We start from the raw sequence: 23,354 nt of genomic DNA, 5'->3' as shown, positions 1-23,354 counted from the left end.
CAATGCTCTATTTTCTGTTCATTTGGGTTATTCTGCTGGTTGGATGTGCGAGCATTGGCATCGCTTTACTGGCTCGATTGAGTGCAACAAGCTTAGAAAGAAGTCACGATCATTGGATGATTTCACTCTGGCTTGGATTGATTACACTCGCTGTTTCATTTCTCGCTGCTTCATTGGTGATTCCCTTATCGCCTTGGGTGGGTGCGATCGTCTTTGGTAGCTTGATCGCACTCTCGCTGCGCTCTAAACTAACCCGCGCTGAACTCAGACATATAGCATCTAACCTTAACAAAGCAGTGATTCTCCGATTTTTTGGAGTTGCAATTGTGGTCGCTGCAATCACTAGCCAGCCTATTACCTGGGTGGATACTGGCTTTTATCATTACGGCATCATTCAGTGGCTCGCTCAATATGGAACAGTGCCAGGACTCGCTTTGCTCTATAGTCCTTTGGGCTTTACGTCTGCCTGGTTTGCCCTTGCTGCCCCTCTAAATCCAAGCTTTTTTGAAGCGCGTTTGAGTGCGGCTGCAAATGGGTTTGCTGCACTCATTTTTGTATTGCACGTTTGGAGTTGTTTAACCCAGATTCGTCAACGTCAAGGCACGATCGGGGATTGGTTTATTGTGATTACGGGATTGTTTTTACTGCCGTTGTTCTTGCTTTCAAAAACGCTACAGGCAATTTTAGTTTCCCCTTCTCCTGATCTACCCGTTGTCTTTTTGATCATTATTGCCGCTTGGTCGATGTTAATCGTTGGCGATCGGCGTTCGCGGCTCATTCCTTTAATACTTGCATCAGGAGCCGTCACCATCAAGCTGACAGCGCTGCCACTGTTGATGACGTCAAGTCTATTTTTTGTGATAGGAACGCGGCGAATTCAGCAATGGCTCATCGGAATGGCGATCGTGAGCGTAATTCTAGCTCCCTTGTTCGTTTCCAGTATCCTGACTTCTGGATGTCCTCTGTATCCTTCTACCACAATTTGTTTTGATTTACCCTGGTCTCCAAGTTCTAGTGCCCTACAGCAAGTCGCGAACAGTACGCATCGCTGGGTGTCTTGGTATGGAACTCAACCCGCAGAGCTGAACGAGTGGCTTGCCTTGATATGGGCTTGGCTGAATACTGCGAGGCGGAACCAAATTGTCGTTGCGCTGAGCGTGGTTTCTGTTTTATGTCTAGGTTACTTTGCAAAGCACCTGGCAACGTTTCCAGGTCAAGGACAGTTTTGGGCGATCGCAACCGGATTGTCAGGCATAGGATTCTTGACGCTAACCTCTCCATTGCTGCGGTTTCAACTTGCCTACATGATTCTGATTCCTGGCTTGTTAATGGCTCATTACTGTACAGCTATTTTTCGCAAACGAATTTCAGGTAAACCTGGGAGAAACAATCTTGTAGCAAAGAGGTTCTATCTACCCTTCAGCGTTCGCTTATTAACTCTGAGTTTGATGCTGGTTGTTGTCATTCAGACTCATGCGATCTCTCACATCGTCCTACCGCCCCGCTTGCCGAATGTCGGAGTTGTTCAAAAACAAGTGAATGATTTCGTCTATTTCTACCCCAGCAACGCTAAAAACCGAATGTGCTGGGCAGCACCCTTGCCTTGCAGCTCGATACCCCCAACAAATATCAGAATTCGCGATCGAGATCAAGGAATCAAAGGGGGACTGATTCGGCTTCAGTCGCAGTTTTGAGTGGCTCGAAGGACAGCATCCTGAGCAAAACACTTGGCTTCTTAATGATTCGTCTTTTAAAACAACAGTGATTTCCTCAGTAGACTTTTGTGTTTTTTGTAAAACTTTCCAAAATCTACCGGATATTACGTAAGTAATGGCGCAGAGGTGCTTAGTGGGAATTCTTTGACGGTAAAGTTTAGTTTTTTACATCAAAGCCGTTATGAACGATGTTTGTTTACTCCATCCTCGGTTTTAGTAGGAAAGTTTAATGATTACTGATTTGTTATCGGTAAAGGCACTGACCATACCAGAGCCAAAGCCAGCCTTAAGCCAGCATTTTGTGGTTCTGGGAGGTGGAATTGCAGGACTCGCAACCGCCTACGAACTTTCAAAACGAGGAATTCAAGTCACGGTGGTTGAAAAAGCGGAAGAAGTGGGCGGGCTTGCTCGAACACTAAATTATGACGGCTTTCGCTTTGATATTGGCGGACACCGATTTCATAGTAATAATTCCAGCGTGGTTCAGTGGCTGAAGGATTTGTTACAAACAGATTTGCAGGTTGTACCTCGGATTAGCCATATCTATCTAAACCAGCAGTTTGTCGATTATCCGATTCAATTTGCAAATGCGCTGGCTATCTTTCCACCCCTGAAAGCAGCGCAAATGGTGATGAGTTATCTGGGTGCCAAAATCAGCCCGACTCGGCAAGAGATTTCCTTCGAGGATTGGGTGATCAAACGGTATGGAAAAGCGCTCTACGAAGTTTTCTTCAAACCTTATACCGAGAAAGTCTGGGGGATGACTTGCGATCGCTTAGCCGCAACTTGGGCAGCACAGAGAATCCGCGTTCCTAGCCTCTGGAAGACGCTTCAGAATATGCTATTCCAGAAGCAAGGCGGGACTGCTCCGATTTCTCAGTTCTACTATCCCAGATCCGGCTTCGGCATGATCCCGAGCGCGCTCGAAGCAGAAATTATCAAGCGGGGCGGCATCGTTTACACCAGTACAGCATTGTCTGAGCTAGCCCCGACCTCTAATGGATTTGATGTAACGATTCAGCAGCAAGACGGCACGACTCGCACGATCGCAGCCGATCAAGTTGTTTCAACGCTGCCTTTGAATTATTTGCTGCAATCAATTCCAAAGCAGTGGGGCAGTCAAGAGATTCTCGACGCTTACGATCTGAAGTATCGAGATATGGTTTGCTTGTTTCTTGCACTCAAGAAGCCTCAAGTCAGCCAGGATAGTTGGACATATTTCCCGATGCAGGATCTAGTGTTTGGGCGCACTCACGAGCCTAAGAATTGGTCGAGCGAAATGGTGCCTAGCCCAGAGTTTACGTCACTGGCGGTCGAGATTTTTTCGAGTCGAGGAGAAGCAATTTGGCAACTACCCGATGCCGCGATCGCAGAAACCGTAGTTGAGCAAATGAGCCAAATTGGCTGGATTCAAAAAGCCGATGTGCATCAAAGCTGGGTCTTGAGGGTTCCCTATGCCTACCCGATCTATGAAGTAGGCTATGAAAACCGTCTAAAAGTTGTGAAAGACTATCTAGGTCAATGGCAGAATTTGCATCTGGTTGGCAGAACCGGATCATTTCACTACATGAATAGTGACGGTGTAATCGAAGATGTGTTCCGCTTAATTGAGCAACTGTTTCCTGAGCAAGCAGCAGCCGTTTCTCCGCTCGGCTCTCAAGTCGGGCGCTGGCTATAGACCTGACCGAATGTAAACCCTTTGTTCCCGACCCTTGCTGTGACTCAGCCTTTCCTATCAATTATTGTTCCGGTTCATAACGGCGCTTCTACTCTGGCAAGTTGCTTAGGCGCGATCGTCGCCTTTCGCGATCCTGCTTGGGAACTCATCGTGATCGACGACGCTTCGACTGATGCTTCCGGGTGGATTGCCCAAAAGCTTGGTGCCAGAGTGATCAAGGCTCCAAGTCAGCAAGGTCCAGCCGCTGCCCGTAATCTGGGCGCACAGATTGCACAGGGAGATTATCTGTGCTTTATTGATGCAGATTGCGAAGTGAACTCAACCACATTTTCGCAACTTGTCCGACTCTTGCTGGAAGAGCCAGAGTGGGATGCGGTCTTTGGTTCTTATGATGATGCGCCCAAAGCAACAAATTTTGTGGCGCAGTATAAGAATCTTTTCCACCACTATGTTCATCAAACTGCTAAAGAGGAGGCATCTACGTTTTGGGCAGGATGTGGAGCAGTCCAGAGATCGACCTTTCTGCGGTTGGGTGGATTTGATGTTGATCGATTTCCTCGTCCTAGTGTCGAGGACATTGATTTAGGCTATCGTTTGCGGCTCGCAGGATACCGAATTCATTTAGCAAAAGAAGTGCAAGTCAAACATCATAAAGCTTGGAGCTTTTGGGGGTTGCTGAGAACGGATGTCTGCGATCGTGGCATTCCTTGGACTCAACTCCTACTTCAGTATCGTTCAGGATTGATCAACGATCTGAACCTAAAACTTTCTCACCGCTTGAGTGTTGTCCTTGTTTATTTACTGTTGCTCTTTTGTTTTCTCAGTCTCTATCAACCGATGGCGATCCTGCTGATTGTGTTAGCAGTTGCTGGACTACTCATCTTGAACGCTGAGGTTTATCGATTTTTTTATCGAAAGCGCCGCTTCAACTTCATGCTTGTCGCTGTCCTAATGCACTGGTTCTACTACTTCTACAGTGGACTCTCGTTCGTTTTGGGAGCAGGGCTATACTGGCGGACTCGGTTCAAACCTAAGCAGCAGTTAAAAAAGCTCTTTCACCTGTCGTTCAATAACTCAACGCTATGAATCCTGCCTTTGATCCGCCGCTGATCTCGGTCATTATTCCTGCCTACAATGCTGAAACGTATATTGCAAAAACACTGAGTTCTGTTTTAACTCAGACCTATCAAAATCTTGAGGTAATCATCATTGATGATGGATCTCAAGATCGCACCGTAGAAATCATTCAACCCTTTGCCGAGGAAGATACACGAGTTACGATCGTGCAACAGTCTAATCGCGGCGTTGCAGCCGCCCGCAACAGAGGGATTCAGAAAGCGCGGGGACAGTTTATTGCACTACTCGATGCCGATGACTTCTGGTTTCCGGATAATCTGGAAAAACAGATGAACTGTATGATGTCAGCTCCACCGAAAACAGGATTTGTCTACTCTTGGTCGGTGGATATCGATGAGCATGACCAAATGACCGGGGATTTTAATGCCGCTCAAGTAACCGGAGATGTGTATCTGCTATTGCTTTGTCATAACTTCGTAGGAAATGCCAGTTCCACCTTAATTCGCAAAGAATGCTTTGATCGCGTTGGCGGATTTAATGAAAGCTTCAAATCAGTAAATGCTCAAGGCTGTGAAGACTGGGATCTGTATTTGCGGATTGCTGAAGCCTATTACTGTCAAGTCGTACCAGAATTTTTGATCAGCTATCGAAAAAGTAAGAATAGCATGTCTCGCGATTATTTCAAGATGGCGGCATCTCACGCACTGATGCTACAAGCGATTCGCCAAAACCATCCAGAGATCCCTCATCTCTTATATCAATTATCAATTAGTAGCTTTTACTTATATTTCGCGCGTCAAAGTATTGATAACCACGATCGAGGACAAGCTCACTTTTGGCTATCCGAAGCCTTGAATATCGATCGAGTCGCTTTGCTTTTCCGCCCAGATTATTACTGGCTTCTACTCAAGAGCGTTCTGCTACAGCAAACGACTTCAGTGCGCACCCTTCACAACGCTCCTTCTCGCCTCAGCATCACGCTCAAAGTCTTTGCCACAGCTTGCCTACATCAATTCTTACGGATTGTCGATCAAGGATTACGCGATCGATCTGTTTCCAAAGCCCCCAGTCGTTCTCTTCTCACTCGTTCTTGACCTATGGCAACCGCGATTCTTGATCTTGATTTGAACCATATTCCATCTACGATCGCCGTATCAGAGCATTACAGCAAGGCATTGATTTTAATTCGCCTGAATGGTCGGCCGATCGGACAAACAACATTACCTGTTGTCGCTGGACAAATTTCTGGAGTCAATCTGCGCGAACAGTTAATCTGCGCTGCAGGCGAACGATACTGGCAGCAATGGCTTCACGACTACCTAAATTGGAACACATCGAGGGAAACCGGGAAGCTTCCCACAGCCACTGTTGCTGTTTGTACCCGCGATCGTCCTGATGACCTACGCCGTTGTCTCGATGGGTTGATGCAACTCCCCGATGACGGACAAGAATTTCTAGTCATCGATAACTGTTCTTCAACCGATGCCACTCAACAACTCGTTCAGAACTATCAGCGCATTCGCTACATTCGAGAAGAGCGACCAGGACTAGATATTGCTCGAAATCGGGCATTGCGAGAGGCAAAGCACGAAGTCGTTGCGTTCACCGATGATGATGCAGTTCCAGATCCAAACTGGCTTCGCGCACTGCTACCCAATTTTAATGATCCATTGGTGCTATGTGTGACTGGTTTAACAATGCCATTAGAGCTAGAAACCGAGGCTCAAGAATGGTTTGAACAACATTGCCCATTTGGGAAAGGCTTCTGGCGCAAATCCTTTGATTTGACAAAACAAAATCCCTTGGCTGTGGGATGTATTGGGGCTGGAGCAAATATGGCGATACGGCGAAGTTCGCTTGAGCGGGTAGGTGCTTTTGACGAGGTGCTGGATGCTGGAACAAAGACCTGTTCCGGTGGAGATCACGAAATGTTTGCACGCATTCTGACAGCGGGATACCGCATCATCTATGATCCAACCGCTCTCAGTTGGCATCGTCACCGTCGAACTTGGGAAGCGTTGCGACAGACTTTCTATGGCTATGGTGTGGGAGTTTATGCCTCATTTACTCGTCATTTGCTCGCAGGAGAGCTAAGTGTTTTGCAACTTGCGTTGGGCTGGTTCTGGCGCGATCAGCTTCCCAACCTGAGAAAAGCCTTACTTCAGCAATCGGGCAGCGTTCCACTTGATCTCGTTCTCGCTGAGCTACAGGGATGTCTAGTCGGTCCTTGGGCTTATCTTTCTGCTCGTAGACAACTCATCACCCACCGCCAAACGCTATGACTCTCAATTCTCTACCCATCAGTGTGATTATTCCAACCCATAACCGTCTAGAGTCTTTGAAGCGGTTACTCAATGCGCTACAGAATCAAAGCTATCCATCCGAACATACGGAAGTGATTGTAGTCGCGGATGGATGTGAAGATGGCACAATCGATTTTTTGCGCGAATACCAATCTCCATTCCGCTTGCGCTACTTAGAGCAGCCTGGTCAAGGAGCGGCATCGGCGCGGAACCAAGGCGCGTCGATCGCATCCGGGAAAATCCTGCTGTTTTTAGATGATGATATTCAGCCTGCTCAGCAGTTAATTGAAGCGCACATCTATCAGCATCAACAATCCCAACAGGTCGTCATTGGCTACTTAGTTCCAAAATTGCAGACTGAGACAGCTTTCTTTCACATTCGTTTACGAATTTGGTGGGAAGAGAAGTTTCAGACGCTAGCTGAAGTCGGACATCGCTTCAGCTATGACGATCTACTCAGCGGCAATTTCTCGGTCGCGGCAGAGCTATTCCATCAAGTTGGAGGTTTTGATCCAACATTCAAATGTCGCGAGGATTATGAACTAGGTGTTCGATTAATAGAGTCGGGAGCACGCTTTACGTTTGCTCCCGAAGCGCTGGGATATCACTGCGATGAAGTCACTAATTTAACGCGCTCACTGCAACGAAAACGCAACGAAGCCTGGGCTGATGTGCAGTTTGGGCGATGTCATCCGGAGCTAATGTACAAGCTCCGACTCAGTTGCTATGTCACTCCCCAAACCCGACTTGACGCTGTGACGATTTGGCTGACCTTCCTGATTCCAGGTCTCACCGATCTGTTGATGTATGGTCTCAGAAGCTGTCTCGATGTATTAGAGGCATTGCGCCTATGGCACACTTGGCAACGCTTGAATGAGCGATTGCATGGATATTGGTACTTACGCGGCGCGATCGATCAACTAAAAACGCAGAACGCTTTATTTGCGCTGATGCAAAGCGGTTTCATCCGACCAGACGAACGCGATCCCGAAATCGAGCTAGATCTGCAACAAGGCTTAGAGGTTGCGGAAAAACAAATTGATGACATTCGCCCTGGGAGTCTTCGCATTCGCTACGGTAACTATCCTTTAGGTCGAATTCCGCCACAGGCAGGCGTAGAAAGGCTTCGAGGCGTTCATCTGCGCCCGCTATTAGGAACGCACTTCACCTTGCCATTATTTCAAGTGCTGACCTTGGATGAGGGCATGAGGCAGTAGCACATCAGCGATAAACATCATCAAAAGGAGCATGGCAATGTTGATCAATCCGCTTCATTATCTTAAGCAGTTGTCTGCTAAATCTGATTCAAAGCAGGCTAAAATTAATGATTTGAATGCTCAGCTAAGACGCTATCAACTAGGCTGGGAGCCAGGACACTTCTATTCCCCGATTCCATCTTTAGACGAGGTGAGAAGCCGAGAATACGAAATTTTTGGAGAAGTGCCTCGACAGCTAGCAGGAATTGATCTCAATGAGCAAGAGCAGCTTGATTGGTTCAAGCAACTCGTACCCTACTACGCACAGCAACCGTTCCAAGACACCAAGCAAAGCAATTTAAGGTACTTCTTCGATAACCCTAATTATTCTTATGGCGAAGCAATCCTGTTGTATTGCATGATTCGCCATCTTCAACCTCGAAAGATCATCGAGATTGGCTCAGGCTATTCTTCTTGTGTTTCTCTAGATACGAACGAGTTATTTTTCGATGGTGCGATTGCCTGTACCTTTATCGAGCCTTATCCTCAATTGCTGCTGTCATTGATGAAAGAATCCGATCAAGCACAGACTAAAGTTCTTTCTAGTCCGCTTCAGGAGATTGATCCTGCTGTATTTACATCGCTTGAGGCTGGAGACATTCTACTGATTGACTCTACCCATGTTTCTAAAGTAGGAAGCGATGTCAATTGCATCTTCTTTCAAATCCTGCCGCAGCTCAACTCTGGTGTTTACATTCATCTCCACGATATTTTCTATCCCTTTGAATATCCAAAGGAATGGATTTATCAAGGTCGGGCTTGGAACGAAAACTATTTGTTAAGAGCATTTTTGCAGTACAACGAGCGATTCAAAATTATCCTTTTCAACTCTTTTTTAGGATGTTTCTACCATGATCGATTACGGCGTGAAATGCCGCTGTGTGCGAAAAACCCGGGCACTAGCTTCTGGATGCGAAAACGATAGGACGAAGAGCGATGCCGACTAAAGTACTTGATTTAGAATTATCAGAACCCATTGCACCGATCTGGGCTGGGGAAGAATTTGATAGCTTTTGGATTTTTGTTCGCGATCGAGGTCAACTCGTAGGTCGAGTTCGGCTATCTGCGGATCAGTCCAACTTCCCTGTTCTTTCTAGCGATCGTATTCAACACGCGATTCTCGAACAGTTGGGACAAAACATTCTTCAGATGGCAACCCAGCAGCAACTTACGGAGCCAACTCCTCCGGTTCAAGAGCCGATCAGCGTTGTTGTTTGTACACGCAATCGAACGGGACAGCTGAAACGCTGTCTTCGCTCTCTGACAGCACTCGACTATCCCACTTACGAAGTGATCGTGGTCGATAATGCGCCCAGCGATGACTCGACTTATCAACTGGTCAAAGAGCTGCCTGTCCGATACGTGCGCGAGGATCGTCCTGGCTTAGATTGGGCAAGAAATCGGGGCCTTACTGAAGCACGGTATGGCATCGTTGCCTTTACCGATGATGACGTTCAGGTGGATCGTCATTGGCTAAGCGCGATCGCCACTGCCTTCACGAACCCAGAAGTCATGGCAGTAAGCGGCTATGTTGCGCCTGCTGAACTAGAGACTCTGCCACAATTTCTGTTTGAATTCGATTACGGCGGAATGGGGCATGGACTACACCGTCGCCTGATTCGGCGCGATCTGCTGAGCGATCGACAATTGTTATGGTCGAGCAGCTTTGGGATTGGGGCAAACATGGCGTTTCGCCGCGATCTGTTTACCAGGATTGCACCCTTTGACCCGGCTTTAGATGTAGGAACTCCCAGCGGGGGTGCGGGAGATGTGGAACTGTTCCACCGACTTGTGGCGCAGGGATACACGATGCTGTACGAACCGAATATGCTCGTGTGGCACACGCATCGGCGCTACTTCTCAGGACTCAAGCAGCAAATTTATGATAACGGTCGGAGCTTTGGCTGCTACTTGCTGACCTGTTTTCGAGAGGGCACAGTGAGCTGGCTGGCGATCGTTTATTTCTTTCTCTGGGATTGGCTCTGCAAATGGATTTTAGTTCGATTAGTGCGTCCTCCACGTAGGCTGCCCCGTGGGTTAGTCCTCACCGAATTAGCTGGAATGCTATCTAGTCCGTTTGCTTACCTAGCAACCCAAGCACGAGCGCGGCAAGTCGCCAGACTGTCTCAAGTTCCAGAAACCGCAGCTTCAACGATTCAGGTGGCATCATGACAACGCTTCATCGAACGTCGTTTCCCAGGCTACGGCAACGCATTGATGTTTTGCGTCAATTAGTAGATCGCGATATGAAATTACTGTACAAGCGATCGGCATTAGGGGTCGCTTGGACGCTGATTAGTCCTTTACTTCAGCTCATTGTATTTGCGTTTGTGTTTCAAGTGGTATTGCCGTCGGGTGTTCCCCGGTACGCTTCATTCACGTTTACCGGACTGTTAGTTTGGAACTGGTTTCAATCCTCATTGTTCCAAGCAACTGCTGTGATTATTAGCAACCGTTCACTCATTCGCCAGCCTGGTTTTCCAAGTGCAATCTTGCCTATCGTAACCACTACAACAGGACTAATTCATTTTCTGCTGGCGCTCCCTATTTTGTTGGGATTTTTGTTATTCGATGGAATTGAACTTAAACCTGTCGTGTTGTTGTTGCCAGTGCTACAGATGCTTCAGTTCGCGCTGATCGTTTGCTGTGCTTATTTTCTAGCAGCACTCAATGTGACTTTCCGGGATGTGCAGCACACGCTTGGTGTAGTGCTCATGCTCTTGTTTTATGTCACTCCGGTCTTTTATGACCTTAAGAATCTGCCGGCTCAGTATCAACTTTTCTACAACCTCAACCCAATGGTTCATCTGGTCAGGGCTTATCGAGCCATTCTCATGCAAGGCACCCTGCCCGATGTGCAATCTTTGCTGACTCTGGCGCTAATCGTCGGAATTAGCTTACCAGTGGGCTTGTTTGTGTTTCGGTGTCAGAGCGATCGCTTTGTGGAGGCACTCTAGATGCAGAAGTCCATTATTATTGTTCAGAACTTAGGCAAGCGCTTTAGCCGCTATCATGCCAATCGTCCAAGGACCTTAATGGAAGCAGTGCTATCTGGCTGGCGATGCACCCAGCCGATCGGACAATTTTGGGCACTACGAGATGTAAGCTTTACCGTTTCTCCGGGAGAAATGCTCGGAATTCTTGGCAGAAACGGAGCGGGCAAATCGACCCTGCTTCAGTTAATTGGCGGAGTCGGTCGTCCAAACCAAGGGCGTGTTCAAGTGAATGGACGAATTGGCGCGCTGCTCGACTTGGGAGCCGGATTAAACAGCGATTTAACCGGACGTGAAAACGTCTTGATCTGTGGAGTGGTTGCTGGGCTAACCCGCAAAGAGGTTGCCCGCCGGTTTGATGTGATCGTGGCGTTTGCTGAACTCGAAGACTTTATCGATAATCCAGTCCGCACCTACAGTAGCGGAATGCAAATGCGGCTAGCCTTTGCGATCGCAATTCACACTGATCCTGATGTGTTGCTGATCGACGAGTTTCTATCCGTAGGCGATCTGGCATTTCAGACGAAGTGTTTAGCTCGAATCCGTGAGCTCAAATCTCAAGGGTGCGCGATCGTCTACATCTCTCATAGTCCGGATCAGATTGAGAAATTATGCGATCGAGCATTGTGGCTCCAGCAAGGACGCATGGTGGCTTATGGTGAACCGGGAGTCGTTGCAGGACAATACTTAGCAGATATGCAGTCAGAAACTCGCAAGCGCACTCCTTCTCGTCCCGTTCAGTTCACCGAGGCAGGAACAGAACTGCGCGTCAACGAAAACCGTTTTGGGTCTTTGGAAGTTGAGATTACGGCGGTGCGATTGTTGCCTGATTCAGAAATTCGCAGTGGAGACTTGCTTCAAGTTGAAATCGAATATTGGACACCATGCCGGATCGAATCTCCGATTTTTAGCGTTTCAATTCACCACGAAGATAGTACACTCTGCTGCGATTTCAATACTAAATCTCAGCAACTTTCTATCCCTTACATTGAAGGTCAAGGAAAGTTGTCACTTTCTCTAGATCGATTGGACTTAAACCAAGGACAGTATTTTATCGATGTAGGAGTTTACGAAAAAGACTGGGCATATGCTTACGATTATCATTGGCAAGCCTACTCACTCCTCGTGCAAACCTCGCTCAAGGCTCAGGGAATTTTGCATCCTCCTGCTAATTGGAAGCTGCAAAGCATTCATTCTTCTCATACTCGTTCACCCGGTAAAGTCTTAAGATGAACGGCTCTAATACTTCTGTAATTATTCCTGCTCATAATGCAGCAGACACGATCGCTCACGCTCTAAAATCCTTACAGAATCAATCCTATTCCAACTGGGAAGCGATCGTCGTCGATGACGGATCAACCGACGAAACTTATACGATCGCTGCTCAGATTGCAGCCGAGGATTCGCGAATTCGAGTGGTACAGCAATCACAACGAGGCGTTAGTGCCGCTCGGAACACAGGCATTGATCTTGCTCGATCGCCTTGGCTTCTATGTCTAGATTCGGACGATTGGATTGCATCGGATTATCTCGCAGAAATGACTGCCGCGATCGAGCGTGATCCGACTTTAGATGCGGTTTGTTGCGGTTGGGCTCAAGTTACCCCAGAAGGAACTGAAGTCAACCGAAAGCAAGCGCTTGCATTAGACAACTTGTTTGAAATTTCGTCTGGACGCAGCCCTTTTATCATTCATGCCTGCCTCGTCCGTCGTGAAGTTGTTCTATCAGTCGGGGGATTTGATGCTTCACGGCAAACTTGTGAAGATTGGGATTTGTGGCAACGCATTGCTCGATCGACGGTACGCTTTGGCGCAGTGAACAAGGTCATGGCTTTCCATCGAATGAGGTCTAATTCGCTCTCTCGACAAAGAATGCAGATGTTCAAAGATGCAATGCAGATCATCGAGCAAGGACACCTTGCCGATCCGCGAGTGCCTTATCCTCAGCCCCGATTTCTCAAGGGTCAGCCCGCCGAACAATTACCGCTGAAGCAACTCTACTATCTGAGTTGGTTAACAGGAATGTTTCTGGAGCAAGGTGAGAATTCGAAGTCGTTACTCGCATCGATTTCAGCAGATTTGGGCATAGGTTTAGATGCGACTACAATTGCATCCTGTCTCGCGGAAGGGCTACTATCTTCGGCTTGCCAGCCACCAGAAAACAGTTTGAAGCTCTGGTTCCGCGTAGAAGATCTACTGCAAGATTTCTTATTTGCCCTTGAAGAACGAGTTCAGGTGCCCGGATTAGCGCGTCGAGTTAGGACTATTTTAGAGCGGTTTATTGCAGATCAGACTAAAATCACTGAACCTGTGACGATCGGAGCAACTCATGCTGTCCGAGTTGAGGTAACTCAACAGATTGCGAACATTATAGCTCCAAGTCATGCAGAGCGATTGTACGCTGTGATTGAACTCGAAGAAACCCGACTGGGAACGATCGAACTACCAATTTGCGATCGTCAAGTTGATCGCGCTGTATTAGTGGATGCGATCGCATCCCGATTTTTCTGGGCAATCTTAGGTCGCTTCTTCGAGAATACCTGCTATCGTCATATCCCTAAAGCGCAGCTCGATCGACAAACCTTCCATTTTTTCTGGGCAATCTTAGGCCGCTTCTTCAAGAATACCTGCTATCGTCATATCCCTGAAGCGCAGCTCGATCGACAAACCTTTCATGACCAAAACGGCTGGACAATCTTTCTCCGCGAACTTTGGAATCGCCCGAACTGGTCTAGTAGACAGCTTTATGATCCACTGCTTCAGGAAGCATCGACGAAGCGGATTCTCGTCACCGAGCCTTGTTACATACTGGAAGTCAGTGCAGAACTTCCAGAGATTGAAACAACCCATTCAGCACTAGAAATTGTGATAACGATCGGCGGCATGGCGATCGGAGCTTTTACGGTTCCAGTTGAGCAAAATTTGATTTCTGCTCAAGCCTTAAGATGTGCGGTGATGCTAGAGGCAGGCGTAGAACTTTGTATTGCGAGTGTTCGTGAGGCACTTGTGGGACGTTCTCTCACAGACGCTATCCCCTTGCAGCAGCGCTTGGCGGAAGCAGCCCAAAGCCGCAAAGCTGCTCAATCTTCTACCCAATTCTTCGCCTCCCAATCGTTTCCTGATTCTAGTCTGGTGATTAGTCATTACCCTGCTGCCATTGCAACCAGTGCTTCGCGACGTGCAAATTTGCCCACAGCAGTTGTCCCTTTGCTGCTGCAAAGCTCTACCGCAAGATTGGCTCCGTCAAATCCTGAGTTGATCGATCGAGTCATCTATGCTCCGGATTTGATTGCACGATCGCACTTTTCCCAGCCACTCAGAACTCCTCAGACTGATCAGAAAAATTTGTCAACCTCTAGCTCATTCAATGCTCGAAATCACTTTGAAACGCTATTTGCCACTCAACCTGATCCCTGGAAATATACCTCCGCATACGAGCAAATCAAGTACGAGCAAACCCTTTCTCTACTGCCGAAAGCTAGGTTTCCACGTGCCTTGGAATTAGCTTGTGCAGAGGGACACTTTACCGTACAGCTTGGGTTGCGTGTGCAAGACTTGCTCGCCGCTGACATCTCGCAGGTTGCGATCGATCGAGCCGCAGAGCGATGTACTGGCGCAAAGAACATTCGCTTTATGCGTCTTGATCTGAGCTGTGATCCGATTCCTGGAACCTTTCCTCTGATTATCTGTAGCGAGGTTTTGTACTATCTGAAAGATCGAGAAACGTTACGGTCATTTGCTTACAAGGTTGCTGAGGCATTAGAACCAGAAGGATATTTTCTTCATGCCCACGCGAATCTCGTGGTTGATGAACCCAATCGGGCTGGGTTTAGCTGGGATCATCCCTTTGGTGCCAAGGGCATTGGCGATGCGTTTGCTCAAGTCGAATTGCTTGATCTCGTAAAAGAAATTCACACCCCACTTTACCGGATTCAGCTTTTTCAGCGGCGTTCCCGCATTCAGCTTTTGCCGCGTCGGCTTCCCCAAATTGTTGAACTGCCGCAGCCGACTGCTCCACCCGAGCGGGTTGCTTCGTCGATTCTTTGGCAGGGCGGGCAGCCTTATCGAAACCCATCTACAATCGTAACCGAGCGCCTACCCATTTTGATGTATCACCGCATTGCTGCGGTAGGTTCAGCCAAACTCGATCGCTGGCGCATCACTCCTCAAGACTTTGCGGAGCAACTAAGCTATCTACACGATGCAGGTTACTACAGCATCACTTTGGAAGCGTGGCACCGTGCCACCCTAACCAACACGCCGTTACCAGGTCGGGCAATTCTGCTGACCTTTGACGATGGCTATGAAGATTTCTTAGAGGCATGGCCGCTACTGAAACAATACGGCTTCTCGGCGACGGTATTTCTCGCTGCCCAAGCGGTGGGTCGATCAAATCTGTGGGATCAAGCCTACTCGGAAGCAGTGCCATTATTGGGGTGGCAGCAGATCAGACAGCTTCAGGCAGAAGGAGTAGAATTTGGGTCGCATTCTTTCAGCCATCGTCCACTGACAGCGCTTTCTTCGACTGAGATTGTTGAGGAAGGATTGCGATCGCGTTCCATCTTAGAGCAGCAGTTAGGTAGACCGATCCGAGCGTTTGCTTATCCTTATGGCGATGTCGATCCAGTCGTTCAACATCTAATTGGAGCTTGTGGGTATACCTTTGGGTTATCTTGCAGCACTGAATTCGCTAGGTTTCAAGATTCCTTGATGGCGTTACCTCGAATTGAGATAGCGGGTTCAGACACTCTAAAAAGCTTTATCACAAAAATCTCTTCTATCACCCTCTAAAACAGTTTGAAGTAATGTTGTCATAAATGCAGAGCCATTCTGCCTTCACCCTCAACGATCGTTCATCGGGCTAACCGCGAGACTGTCGCAACTAACTCAGCCGGATTAATGGGTTTCGATAAGTGCTTTTGAAACCCAGCATTTAACACTTGACGTTCATTTGCTTCCCCCGCGTAAGCAGTTAGCGCGATCGCACGCACTTGAGAAGCCGGAGCAGGTAGCTGAGTGCGGATCGATTCAATCAGCATATACCCATCGACCTCTGGCATTCCGATATCGCTGACGAGCAAATCAGGTTGAATGTGCAAAATCGATCGCAGCACTTCGCTTGCCGAGGATAATGCCACGATTTCGGCACCGGCTTGCTCCAGCACAAAGGCAACAAAATCACGCGAATCAGGCTCATCGTCTACGATCACGATCTTTAACCCGCTCAGCGAAGCTTCATCATCTGTTAACCGTGCATCATCAGGGTTACTGTCTAACTGCATTGATTGCTTCAGGAGCGGCAACCGCACCATGAACGTAGCGCCTTGATCTTCACCTGCACTTTCGACCCTCACTGTCCCGCCGTGTAACTCGACCAATCGCCGCACGATCGCGAGTCCTAACCCTAATCCCCCGAACTTGCGCGTCGTCGCTCCGTCCTCTTGGCGAAAGTATTCAAACACATACGGTAGAAACTCTGGATGAATGCCTTTTCCGGTGTCTCGTACCTGCATCTGAGCGTGTGTTCCAAGCTGCTGTAACTCGATCTCGACTTGTCCCCCTTCCGGCGTGAACTTAATCGCGTTGGTTAGCAAGTTCCAGACCACTTGCTGAAGACGAGCCGAATCCCCCAGCACTTGCCCCACCTCTAAATCCAGATGTGTTTGAATCTGAATTGATTTGGCTTCTGCTGCTAGTCGCACAGTTTCCAGCGCTGCACGAATGATCACCGCGAGATCGATCGCTACCGGATTGAGCTGGAGTTTGCCTTGAAGAATCCGGGAAACATCGAGCAGGTCTTCAATCAGTTGAACTTGTAGTTGGGCGTTGCGCTCGATCGTTTCTAGCGCATGAGCCGTTCTTTCAGCATCTAAACGACCTTTGCGAAGCAGACTTGACCAGCCGAGAATCGGATTGAGCGGAGAACGTAATTCATGCGATAACACCGCCAAGAACTCGTCTTTGATGCGGTTGGCGGTTTCCGCTTGCTGCCGCGCCCCTTGCTCACTCGCTAGAAGCTGTTCACGTTCCGCTTCCGCTTGCTTTTGTTTGGTAATGTCGCGTGACACAACTAACAGTTGCGAAACCTGTCCGGCTGGACTTCGCACTGCAGAAACGATCACATCCCACCATCTTGGCTGACCTTTTCTGGTTGGGCAATAGCCGTTAAACTGTCCCACGCTGCCCGCTTGAGCTAACTCAATCGCAGTGCTTGCCTTTTGTTGGTCTTCGCCTTGCCAAAAGGTGAGCCAACTGGTACCGAGGACAGACTCAAGCTGATCTATTCCGAGAAGCTGCAAGCCGCCTTTATTTAAGTACAAGATTCGCCCATCTAAGTCTAGAACTTTGATGCAGTCATGAGTGCTCTCTAAAATTCGTTGCTTTAGCTCTTCACTCTCTCGCAGGTCTGCTTCGGCTTGTTTGCGTTCTGCTTCGCGGTGCTTCGCGGCGGTAATATCCGACAGGATGAGAACCGCACCGGTAAACTTTCCCTGCGAATTGAAGATCGGATCAACGGTTTTGGCAAGCCAGCGTGCCTCTGCCTGAAGTTCTGTGACTTGACGCTGATGTGTTTCTCTAGCCAGACGAAAGCAGGTACCGTCACCGATTCCCAGTTCTGCTTGTAGAAGTTCATAATGAAGACAGCCTACGATCTCTTCAGCAGGCTTACAAAAAAGCTGGCTCATCGCTCGATTACAGCGCAGAGATCTGCCTTCCGAGTCTAATAAACACACACTATCATTGATTGCATCAAACGTTGTTTGCCATTCTCGCGCCAGAGAAAAGGCTGTTTCTTCAGCGCGACGAGTTCGCAGCAGCGATCGCACCGTCGCTAACAGTTCGATCGATTCAACGGGCTGAACGAGGTAGCCATCGGCACCGCTATCGAGTCCTTCGGCTTTATCTTGACTTTTGACAAAACTGGCTGAGAGATGCAGCACCGGAATAAAGGCAGTTTCGGGATTTGACTTAATCTGGCGACAGACTTCAAAGCCGTTGAGGTCGGGCAACTTCACATCCAGAATTACAAGCGCGGGCTGATGCTCCTCGATCGCTTGGAGTCCTGCGGCTCCGGTTTCTGCCCCAATGACGATGTACCCCTCTTCTTGCAGAACTCGCGTCACGATGTAACGAGTCGTTTCGTTGTCGTCGATATGCAGAATCGTGACTCGTGACTCAACCATGAAATCTCCCTTAAGTATCTAGAACCAGTCTGGCTTTGATCAGTGCCTCTCGAAGTTGGGAAGATTCTGCTTGGGCAGTCGTTTCTTTGGAAACAATTGCGATCCCCTGCTTGCTTAAATTGCTCTGCGTTTCCGCATCCAATTGGACGGATGAATGGATGATAACAGGAATTAATTGAGCAGTGGGACTTTGCTGGAGTCGGTCGAGGACATCAAACCCTCTCATATCGGGCAGTTCCAGATCAAGCAGAATTGCGGCTGGCGATTCGAGCGTCGCCAAGGCAAGTCCTTCTTGTCCACTTGCAGCTTCTAAAACTTGCAGTGGTGTATCGGACAATAATTGCTTTATCACATAGCGATGAGAGGAATCATCGTCAATTAGGAGCAGTTTTTGAGGTATACCCGCATTAATTAACCGATTCAGTTTATTCAGCATCGGCAATTTGTCTACGGGCTTAATCAAAAATCCATCAGCTCCGAGCGCAAGTGCCTGTTTCTCGTTATCAACCACAGTCGCGACGATGACGGGAATCTTGCAGGTGGTACTATCGCCTTTAATTTCTTTGAGAAACGTCCAGCCGTTTTGCCCTTCGAGCAGGATATCCAGCACGATCGCAGCAGGTAGAATCTGCTGTAAAACGGATCTCGCTTGCTCTAGAGAACGGGCTGAAATTAGCTGATAGTGCGAGCCTTGCAGGTGTTTTTCATAAATAAACAGCGTTTCGGTATGGTCTTCGATCACCAGAATCGGCAGTCGAGCGGGTTGGAGCGGCGCGATCGTTTGCAGCGAAGAGGTGAGTTCGGTAGTGTGGGGATAAACGATCGGGATCGAGGCTGAAAAAGTTGAGCCTTTTCCCAGTTCGCTGATGACTGTAACACTACCGCCCAATAGCTCTGTTAACTTCCGAGTAAGCGGCAATCCGAGTCCTGTTCCTTTGGTTCGCTTTTGCAGATCAGACTCGATTTGCACGAAATCTTCAAAAACTCGCTCTTGGTCTTCAGGGGCAATCCCGATTCCGGTATCTGATACAGAAAAGGTAATCGTCTGACCCGTTCGCGCTGCCGTCACTCGCACTTCACCTCGATCGGTGAACTTGAGCGAATTCGAGACAAAATTTCTCAAAATTTGCGCGACTTTCCCTTCATCGCTATAGAGCGGCGGTAATCCGATCGGTTCTTCAAAAATCAGCACCACAGGGCTATTTTGCACCAGCAAGGGGCGCAACATTCCCCGCATCGTGCCGAACAAGTCGCTGACCTCAAATGCACTGGGATGGACTTCGACTTTTCCAGCTTCTACCTTTGCTAGATCCAGTAGATCGTTGACTAGAACAGATAATCCGTCTGCCGCCTTTTGGATAAAGGTCACTTGTTTTGCTTGCTCTGAGGTTAAGTCTCCGTCTAAGTGGTTGAGCAGTATCCGAGACAACGAGAGGATCGAATTTAACGGTGTCCGAAACTCATGACTCATATTCGAGAGAAAGCGGGTTTTGAGTTCGTTTGCCTGTTGTAGAGAGTCCGCCTTTTCATCGAGTTCGGCGTACAGAGCCAGCACGCCGCGATTGGTATCTTCTAGCTCCCGATTGAGTTGAATTAGTTCTTCTTCGCGCTGGCGCAGTTCTGCCATCGCTTGCAGCAGTTCCTGATTTTGGCGCTGGATCTCTTCGTAAGGATTCTGGGGCGATCGCTCGATCATATCATCCCGAATCTGCTGCAATTGCGCTTCAGTCAGCGGAGTCGCTCGCTTCGGCAGCGTTTTGCTCATGACGATCGTAGTTCCGGTGGGCTGCGATTCTATCTCAAAGCGCTCCATCAATCGGCGCGTACCCAGGATGCCAAGCCCCATCCCTGTTTGGGAGGTGTAGCGTCCTACCAACACTTCTGCGAGATGCGGAATGCCCTGACCCTGATCCCAAATCCGAATCAAAAAGGTCTGAGGATTTCCATCTAGATAGAATTCAACGGTTCCGCCCCCGGCATATTGAAACGCATTGCGGCTAATTTCTGAAACTGCCGTTGCCAGTCGTGTTTGATCTTGCGGATCAAATCCTAAGCGATCGGCAAGTTCGCGGGTTCGTTGCCGCGCCTGTACGACATCTTGTTCGTAGTGAACTCTGAGCGTGAATAAAACAACCCTCATCGTGCTTCTCTTGCCACCAGTACGGTCACGTCATCTCGATCGCGGTTAAAGTCTCGATACAATACCCCCGCGATCAGACTGGGATGTTTCTGGCGCAGCCCAGGATAACGATCGAGCCTCCACTGCGTCCCCAATCCGTCAGAGTGCATAATCAATAATCCGTTCGGATACCAGGGATGAGCAAACTCCTGAATTTTGCGGACTTCATGCCCAACGGTGCCATTGTGCGACACCAGATTGTAATGCTCGGTAAACGAAGAGATGCTGGTTGCAATGTTACCGATGCCCGCGTAGCGAACTGATTGCTGATCAAAATTAATTTCAGCGATCGCCAATACCGCTCCGCGTGTACTTCGCAAAGCTTGATGTGCCGCCTCGACGATTTCATGGGGCGATCGCTGATAATTTTCCTCTAGCATTCTGACGGCGGCTGAAGAGGCATTAGCCGCCGCACATCCATGCCCTAACCCATCTGCCATTAGCAATACGCTGCGATGCGGTTCGATTTGGTTTGCCCAAGCATCTCCAGAAACTTCCTCGCCGCGCTTCGGTAAACAGACTGCTCCGATTTCTAATAGGATCTTGGGTGGCTGGGAAAGCGGTTCTGACCAAAGCTGCGCGAGAATTGCGGTTCCAGAGCCAGGAGTCGAGTAAATTTCAAACAAATCAGAAAGACGACGAACCGCGCCTAATCCGTTGCCTGCGGTTCCAGCGGTCGAAAAGCCATCTTGTAAACACTGATCTACATCAATCATTCCAGACCCTTTATCCAGGGCTAAAACTTCAATGCCGATCGTAGGTTCTTGGATCGCCCGCAGCACAATTACGCCTCCCTGGGCGTGCTGTAGCAGATTACTCGCAACCTCAGTCACGACAATGCCAACCCTGCCCCGCTCGACTTCTTTAAACCCGAAACGAGTTGCCAAGTGCAGAGCCACCCGTCGCGCTTCTCCCATTTGACTGGACTCAGTGATTGCAATGGCGATCGATTTTCTCATGCCCTAATTCTGACGCATCCCCAATTAAATCTCCGTTATTTCCATCGAACGATCGTCACCCGCGTTCCTTGGCCGATCGCAGATTCAATCACAAACTCATTCGCCAATCGTTTAGCGCCACCCAATCCCATTCCTAATCCACTCCCCGTGGTGAATCCATCTTTGAGCGCTAGTTCAATATCCGGAATGCCCGAACCTTGATCTTCAAAAGTGAGCCGGAGTCCTCTGCGTCCTTCTGTCTCCAGCGTTTCTAGCTTCATCAGTCCGCCACCGCCATAATCTAGGGTGTTGCGGGCAAGTTCACTCGCGGCGGTGACAATTTTAGTTTGATCCACTAAGCCGAAACCGATCGCGATCGCAGACTGGCGCACAGCTTGTCGCACTAAAATCACGTCTGTAGAAGATGCAATCGGTACCGTTTCAGTCTTCTTCATCGTCGTGTACACTCCGTCCACGCTCGACGATTGGAGGATTGGCAAGTTTATTCGGTGACGATCGGAGCAGTGCCATGCCTTTTTCTATGTTTAGGGCAGTCCGAATTCCGGTTAGCGATAATCCCAACTCTACCAGAGTAATTGCCACGGCGGGCTGCATTCCAACCACGACGGTTTCAGCATCCAACACTCGCGACATTTTCGCAATGTTGCTTAAAACCCTGCCGATAAAAGAATCCACAATCTCCAAGGCAGAAATATCAATCAGAACCCCATGCGCCGAAGTTTCAGAGATACGGGTCGTTAAGTCATCCTGTAGCGTTAGGGCTAAACGATCGTGCATATCAACCTGGATTGTAACCAAGAGAAAGTTGCCCATTTGCAGGATAGAAATGCGTTCCATGCGATTTCTCCTATTTCGCCGAGGTGCGGACGATCGTCGCTCCCACTCGCGTCAGTGCCACTCGAAACGCATCGGCTAACGTGGCTTTTGTGATCACATTAGTTAAATCGATGCCGAGATACACGATCGTTTGAGCAATTTGAGGACGAATGCCGCTGATAATACAGTCTGCCCCCATTAATCGAGCCGCAGTCACGGTTTTAAGCAAGTGTTGAGCGGTGAGAGTATCGACGGTCGGAACCCCAGTAATATCGATAATCGCAACTTCTGATCCAGTCTCAACGATCGCTTGGAGCAGGGACTCCATCACCGTCTGAGTCCGAGCGCTATCGAGCGTCCCAATAACCGGCAGAGCGAGAATCCCGTCCCAAAGTTTTACAACGGGCGTAGAAAGCTCAAGCAACTCTTCCTGCTGGCGCTGAATCACTTTTTCCCGCGACTTTTGATACGCTTCCATCGCCAGTAATCCGAGTTGATCCAGCAAAGTGGTGGCTTGCCAAATTTCCTCACTTAATGCAGCCGAATCTGTGAGATGCTGACGCATTCGATCGAACAGAGGTTGCTTGAACGAAAACACAAACATCGCCGTTTCAGTTGGCGTGAAGCCTTTTTGCAAGCGCGATCGTGCCACGCTTTCCACCATTTCCCGCACGTCGCGCCACTCTGAAGCTTGAAGATTTGTCAGATTATTGTGCTGAACAGCGCTCCGAAGCACATTGAGAAATTCGCGGCATTCCTCTTGCATTTCTGCTTCTTTGATTAGCCCCCCGCGATTGTTCGCGATCGCCAGTTCTCGACTCCACTCTGCTAGCAAGTCTGTTTCATAGGCTTCGAGAATTTCCGGGATCGTACTGCGACTCGTCATATCCATGGGAGCATCTTCTCATAGTCCAAGCTTTAGTGTAGGACTGCTTCAGCCCATCGGGATGGAGTGAACCATTTTTCATAAGCTTTCAGTGTGATCCAGCTTGTACAAAGCCACAGGCGATTGAGTGAGGTCGAGACAGCTGAAATACAAGCCCTCAGACCGCAATCTATAAATTTAGAAAATTTAGACAACGGATAAAGTCTGCTCAGCAGCAACGATCACACCCCAACAATCAGGTTGATCAACACTTGGAAAGATAACCATCGCAGCAACCTTCCCTTCCCCGGTGGATGTAGTGTTGGCAAT

At 48.7% G+C, this 23,354-nt stretch carries 17 protein-coding genes; 11 read left to right on the top strand and 6 right to left on the bottom strand.

What is annotated here, in order from left to right; translation table 11 throughout:
• Positions 1-2: 2 nt before the first annotated feature.
• The 11 genes from NC980_RS06355 (at position 3) to NC980_RS06305 (ending at position 15,812) form a co-directional block, all read left to right on the top strand.
• Complete coding sequence (locus NC980_RS06355; protein ID WP_190377929.1) at positions 3-1,694, top strand: hypothetical protein; 1,692 nt, start codon at positions 3-5, stop codon at positions 1,692-1,694.
• 250 nt (positions 1,695-1,944) lie between these two features.
• Positions 1,945-3,393, top strand: a complete 1,449-nt coding sequence (locus NC980_RS06350; protein ID WP_190377928.1) for an FAD-dependent oxidoreductase — start codon at positions 1,945-1,947, stop codon at positions 3,391-3,393.
• A gap of 39 nt (positions 3,394-3,432) precedes the next feature.
• Positions 3,433-4,479 carry a glycosyltransferase gene (locus tag NC980_RS06345; protein WP_347272625.1) on the top strand — a complete coding sequence of 349 codons (1,047 nt, stop codon included), beginning with the start codon at positions 3,433-3,435 and terminating at the stop codon, positions 4,477-4,479.
• A complete protein-coding gene (locus NC980_RS06340; RefSeq protein WP_190377926.1) occupies positions 4,476-5,564 on the top strand; it encodes a glycosyltransferase in 1,089 nt (362 codons plus the stop codon). The genes NC980_RS06345 and NC980_RS06340 overlap by 4 nt, the downstream gene beginning before the upstream one ends.
• 3 nt (positions 5,565-5,567) lie before the next feature.
• Positions 5,568-6,752: a glycosyltransferase gene (locus tag NC980_RS06335; RefSeq protein ID WP_190377925.1), complete on the top strand. Its 1,185-nt coding sequence runs from the start codon at positions 5,568-5,570 to the stop codon at positions 6,750-6,752.
• Positions 6,749-7,990, top strand: coding sequence for a glycosyltransferase family A protein (locus tag NC980_RS06330; protein WP_190377924.1), 1,242 nt, complete (start codon positions 6,749-6,751; stop codon positions 7,988-7,990). Before NC980_RS06335 ends, NC980_RS06330 begins: the two co-directional genes overlap by 4 nt.
• Positions 7,991-8,027: 37 nt before the next feature.
• Entirely contained in the window at positions 8,028-8,954 is a 927-nt protein-coding gene (locus NC980_RS06325) for a class I SAM-dependent methyltransferase (RefSeq protein ID WP_199298607.1), read from the top strand.
• An 11-nt stretch (positions 8,955-8,965) separates the two neighbouring features.
• On the top strand, positions 8,966-10,201 hold the full coding sequence (locus NC980_RS06320) for a glycosyltransferase (protein ID WP_190377922.1): 1,236 nt from the start codon (positions 8,966-8,968) through the stop codon (positions 10,199-10,201).
• On the top strand, positions 10,198-10,986 hold the full coding sequence (locus NC980_RS06315) for an ABC transporter permease (RefSeq protein ID WP_190377921.1): 789 nt from the start codon (positions 10,198-10,200) through the stop codon (positions 10,984-10,986). The genes NC980_RS06320 and NC980_RS06315 overlap by 4 nt, the downstream gene beginning before the upstream one ends.
• Positions 10,987-12,255, top strand: coding sequence for an ABC transporter ATP-binding protein (locus NC980_RS06310; protein WP_199298606.1), 1,269 nt, complete (start codon positions 10,987-10,989; stop codon positions 12,253-12,255).
• Positions 12,252-15,812 carry a trifunctional glycosyltransferase/class I SAM-dependent methyltransferase/polysaccharide deacetylase gene (locus NC980_RS06305; protein ID WP_190377920.1) on the top strand — a complete coding sequence of 1,187 codons (3,561 nt, stop codon included), beginning with the start codon at positions 12,252-12,254 and terminating at the stop codon, positions 15,810-15,812. The genes NC980_RS06310 and NC980_RS06305 overlap by 4 nt, the downstream gene beginning before the upstream one ends.
• Positions 15,813-15,874: 62 nt before the next feature.
• On the opposite strand, the gene NC980_RS06300 is transcribed toward NC980_RS06305, so the two are convergent.
• From NC980_RS06300 to NC980_RS06275, 6 genes are read right to left on the bottom strand one after another with little or no spacing between them, the layout of a single operon-like run.
• Positions 15,875-18,205, bottom strand: a complete 2,331-nt coding sequence (locus NC980_RS06300) for a response regulator (protein WP_190377919.1) — start codon at positions 18,203-18,205, stop codon at positions 15,875-15,877.
• A gap of 10 nt (positions 18,206-18,215) precedes the next feature.
• Complete coding sequence (locus NC980_RS06295; protein WP_190377918.1) at positions 18,216-20,345, bottom strand: ATP-binding protein; 2,130 nt, start codon at positions 20,343-20,345, stop codon at positions 18,216-18,218.
• Entirely contained in the window at positions 20,342-21,343 is a 1,002-nt protein-coding gene (locus NC980_RS06290) for an ATP-binding SpoIIE family protein phosphatase (protein WP_190377917.1), read from the bottom strand. Before NC980_RS06290 ends, NC980_RS06295 begins: the two co-directional genes overlap by 4 nt.
• A 35-nt stretch (positions 21,344-21,378) precedes the next feature.
• On the bottom strand, positions 21,379-21,777 hold the full coding sequence (locus NC980_RS06285; protein ID WP_190377916.1) for an anti-sigma regulatory factor: 399 nt from the start codon (positions 21,775-21,777) through the stop codon (positions 21,379-21,381).
• Positions 21,764-22,180: an STAS domain-containing protein gene (locus NC980_RS06280; protein ID WP_190377915.1), complete on the bottom strand. Its 417-nt coding sequence runs from the start codon at positions 22,178-22,180 to the stop codon at positions 21,764-21,766. The genes NC980_RS06285 and NC980_RS06280 overlap by 14 nt, the downstream gene beginning before the upstream one ends.
• A 10-nt stretch (positions 22,181-22,190) precedes the next feature.
• A complete protein-coding gene (locus NC980_RS06275; RefSeq protein WP_190377914.1) occupies positions 22,191-23,051 on the bottom strand; it encodes an STAS domain-containing protein in 861 nt (286 codons plus the stop codon).
• Positions 23,052-23,354 lie beyond the last annotated feature (303 nt).

The organism is Leptolyngbya sp. AS-A5 (genome assembly GCF_039962495.1).
In the GTDB taxonomy this organism is placed as follows: Bacteria; Cyanobacteriota; Cyanobacteriia; order Leptolyngbyales; family Leptolyngbyaceae; genus Leptolyngbya.
This window is presented reverse-complemented; position numbering and strand designations above follow the sequence as displayed.

What these genes read in the sequence shown, in the direction of transcription:
- NC980_RS06355 (WP_190377929.1), top strand. Translation starts at nt 3, where the DNA reads ATGCTCTATTTTCTGTTCATTTGGGTTATTCTGCTGGTTGGATGTGCG.
- NC980_RS06350 (WP_190377928.1), top strand. Translation starts at nt 1,945, where the DNA reads ATGATTACTGATTTGTTATCGGTAAAGGCACTGACCATACCAGAGCCA.
- NC980_RS06340 (WP_190377926.1), top strand. Translation starts at nt 4,476, where the DNA reads ATGAATCCTGCCTTTGATCCGCCGCTGATCTCGGTCATTATTCCTGCC.
- NC980_RS06335 (WP_190377925.1), top strand. Translation starts at nt 5,568, where the DNA reads ATGGCAACCGCGATTCTTGATCTTGATTTGAACCATATTCCATCTACG.
- NC980_RS06330 (WP_190377924.1), top strand. Translation starts at nt 6,749, where the DNA reads ATGACTCTCAATTCTCTACCCATCAGTGTGATTATTCCAACCCATAAC.
- NC980_RS06325 (WP_199298607.1), top strand. Translation starts at nt 8,028, where the DNA reads ATGTTGATCAATCCGCTTCATTATCTTAAGCAGTTGTCTGCTAAATCT.
- NC980_RS06320 (WP_190377922.1), top strand. Translation starts at nt 8,966, where the DNA reads ATGCCGACTAAAGTACTTGATTTAGAATTATCAGAACCCATTGCACCG.
- NC980_RS06315 (WP_190377921.1), top strand. Translation starts at nt 10,198, where the DNA reads ATGACAACGCTTCATCGAACGTCGTTTCCCAGGCTACGGCAACGCATT.
- NC980_RS06310 (WP_199298606.1), top strand. Translation starts at nt 10,987, where the DNA reads ATGCAGAAGTCCATTATTATTGTTCAGAACTTAGGCAAGCGCTTTAGC.
- NC980_RS06305 (WP_190377920.1), top strand. Translation starts at nt 12,252, where the DNA reads ATGAACGGCTCTAATACTTCTGTAATTATTCCTGCTCATAATGCAGCA.
- NC980_RS06300 (WP_190377919.1), bottom strand. Translation starts at nt 18,205, where the DNA reads ATGGTTGAGTCACGAGTCACGATTCTGCATATCGACGACAACGAAACG.
- NC980_RS06295 (WP_190377918.1), bottom strand. Translation starts at nt 20,345, where the DNA reads ATGAGGGTTGTTTTATTCACGCTCAGAGTTCACTACGAACAAGATGTC.
- NC980_RS06290 (WP_190377917.1), bottom strand. Translation starts at nt 21,343, where the DNA reads ATGAGAAAATCGATCGCCATTGCAATCACTGAGTCCAGTCAAATGGGA.
- NC980_RS06285 (WP_190377916.1), bottom strand. Translation starts at nt 21,777, where the DNA reads ATGAAGAAGACTGAAACGGTACCGATTGCATCTTCTACAGACGTGATT.
- NC980_RS06280 (WP_190377915.1), bottom strand. Translation starts at nt 22,180, where the DNA reads ATGGAACGCATTTCTATCCTGCAAATGGGCAACTTTCTCTTGGTTACA.
- NC980_RS06275 (WP_190377914.1), bottom strand. Translation starts at nt 23,051, where the DNA reads ATGGATATGACGAGTCGCAGTACGATCCCGGAAATTCTCGAAGCCTAT.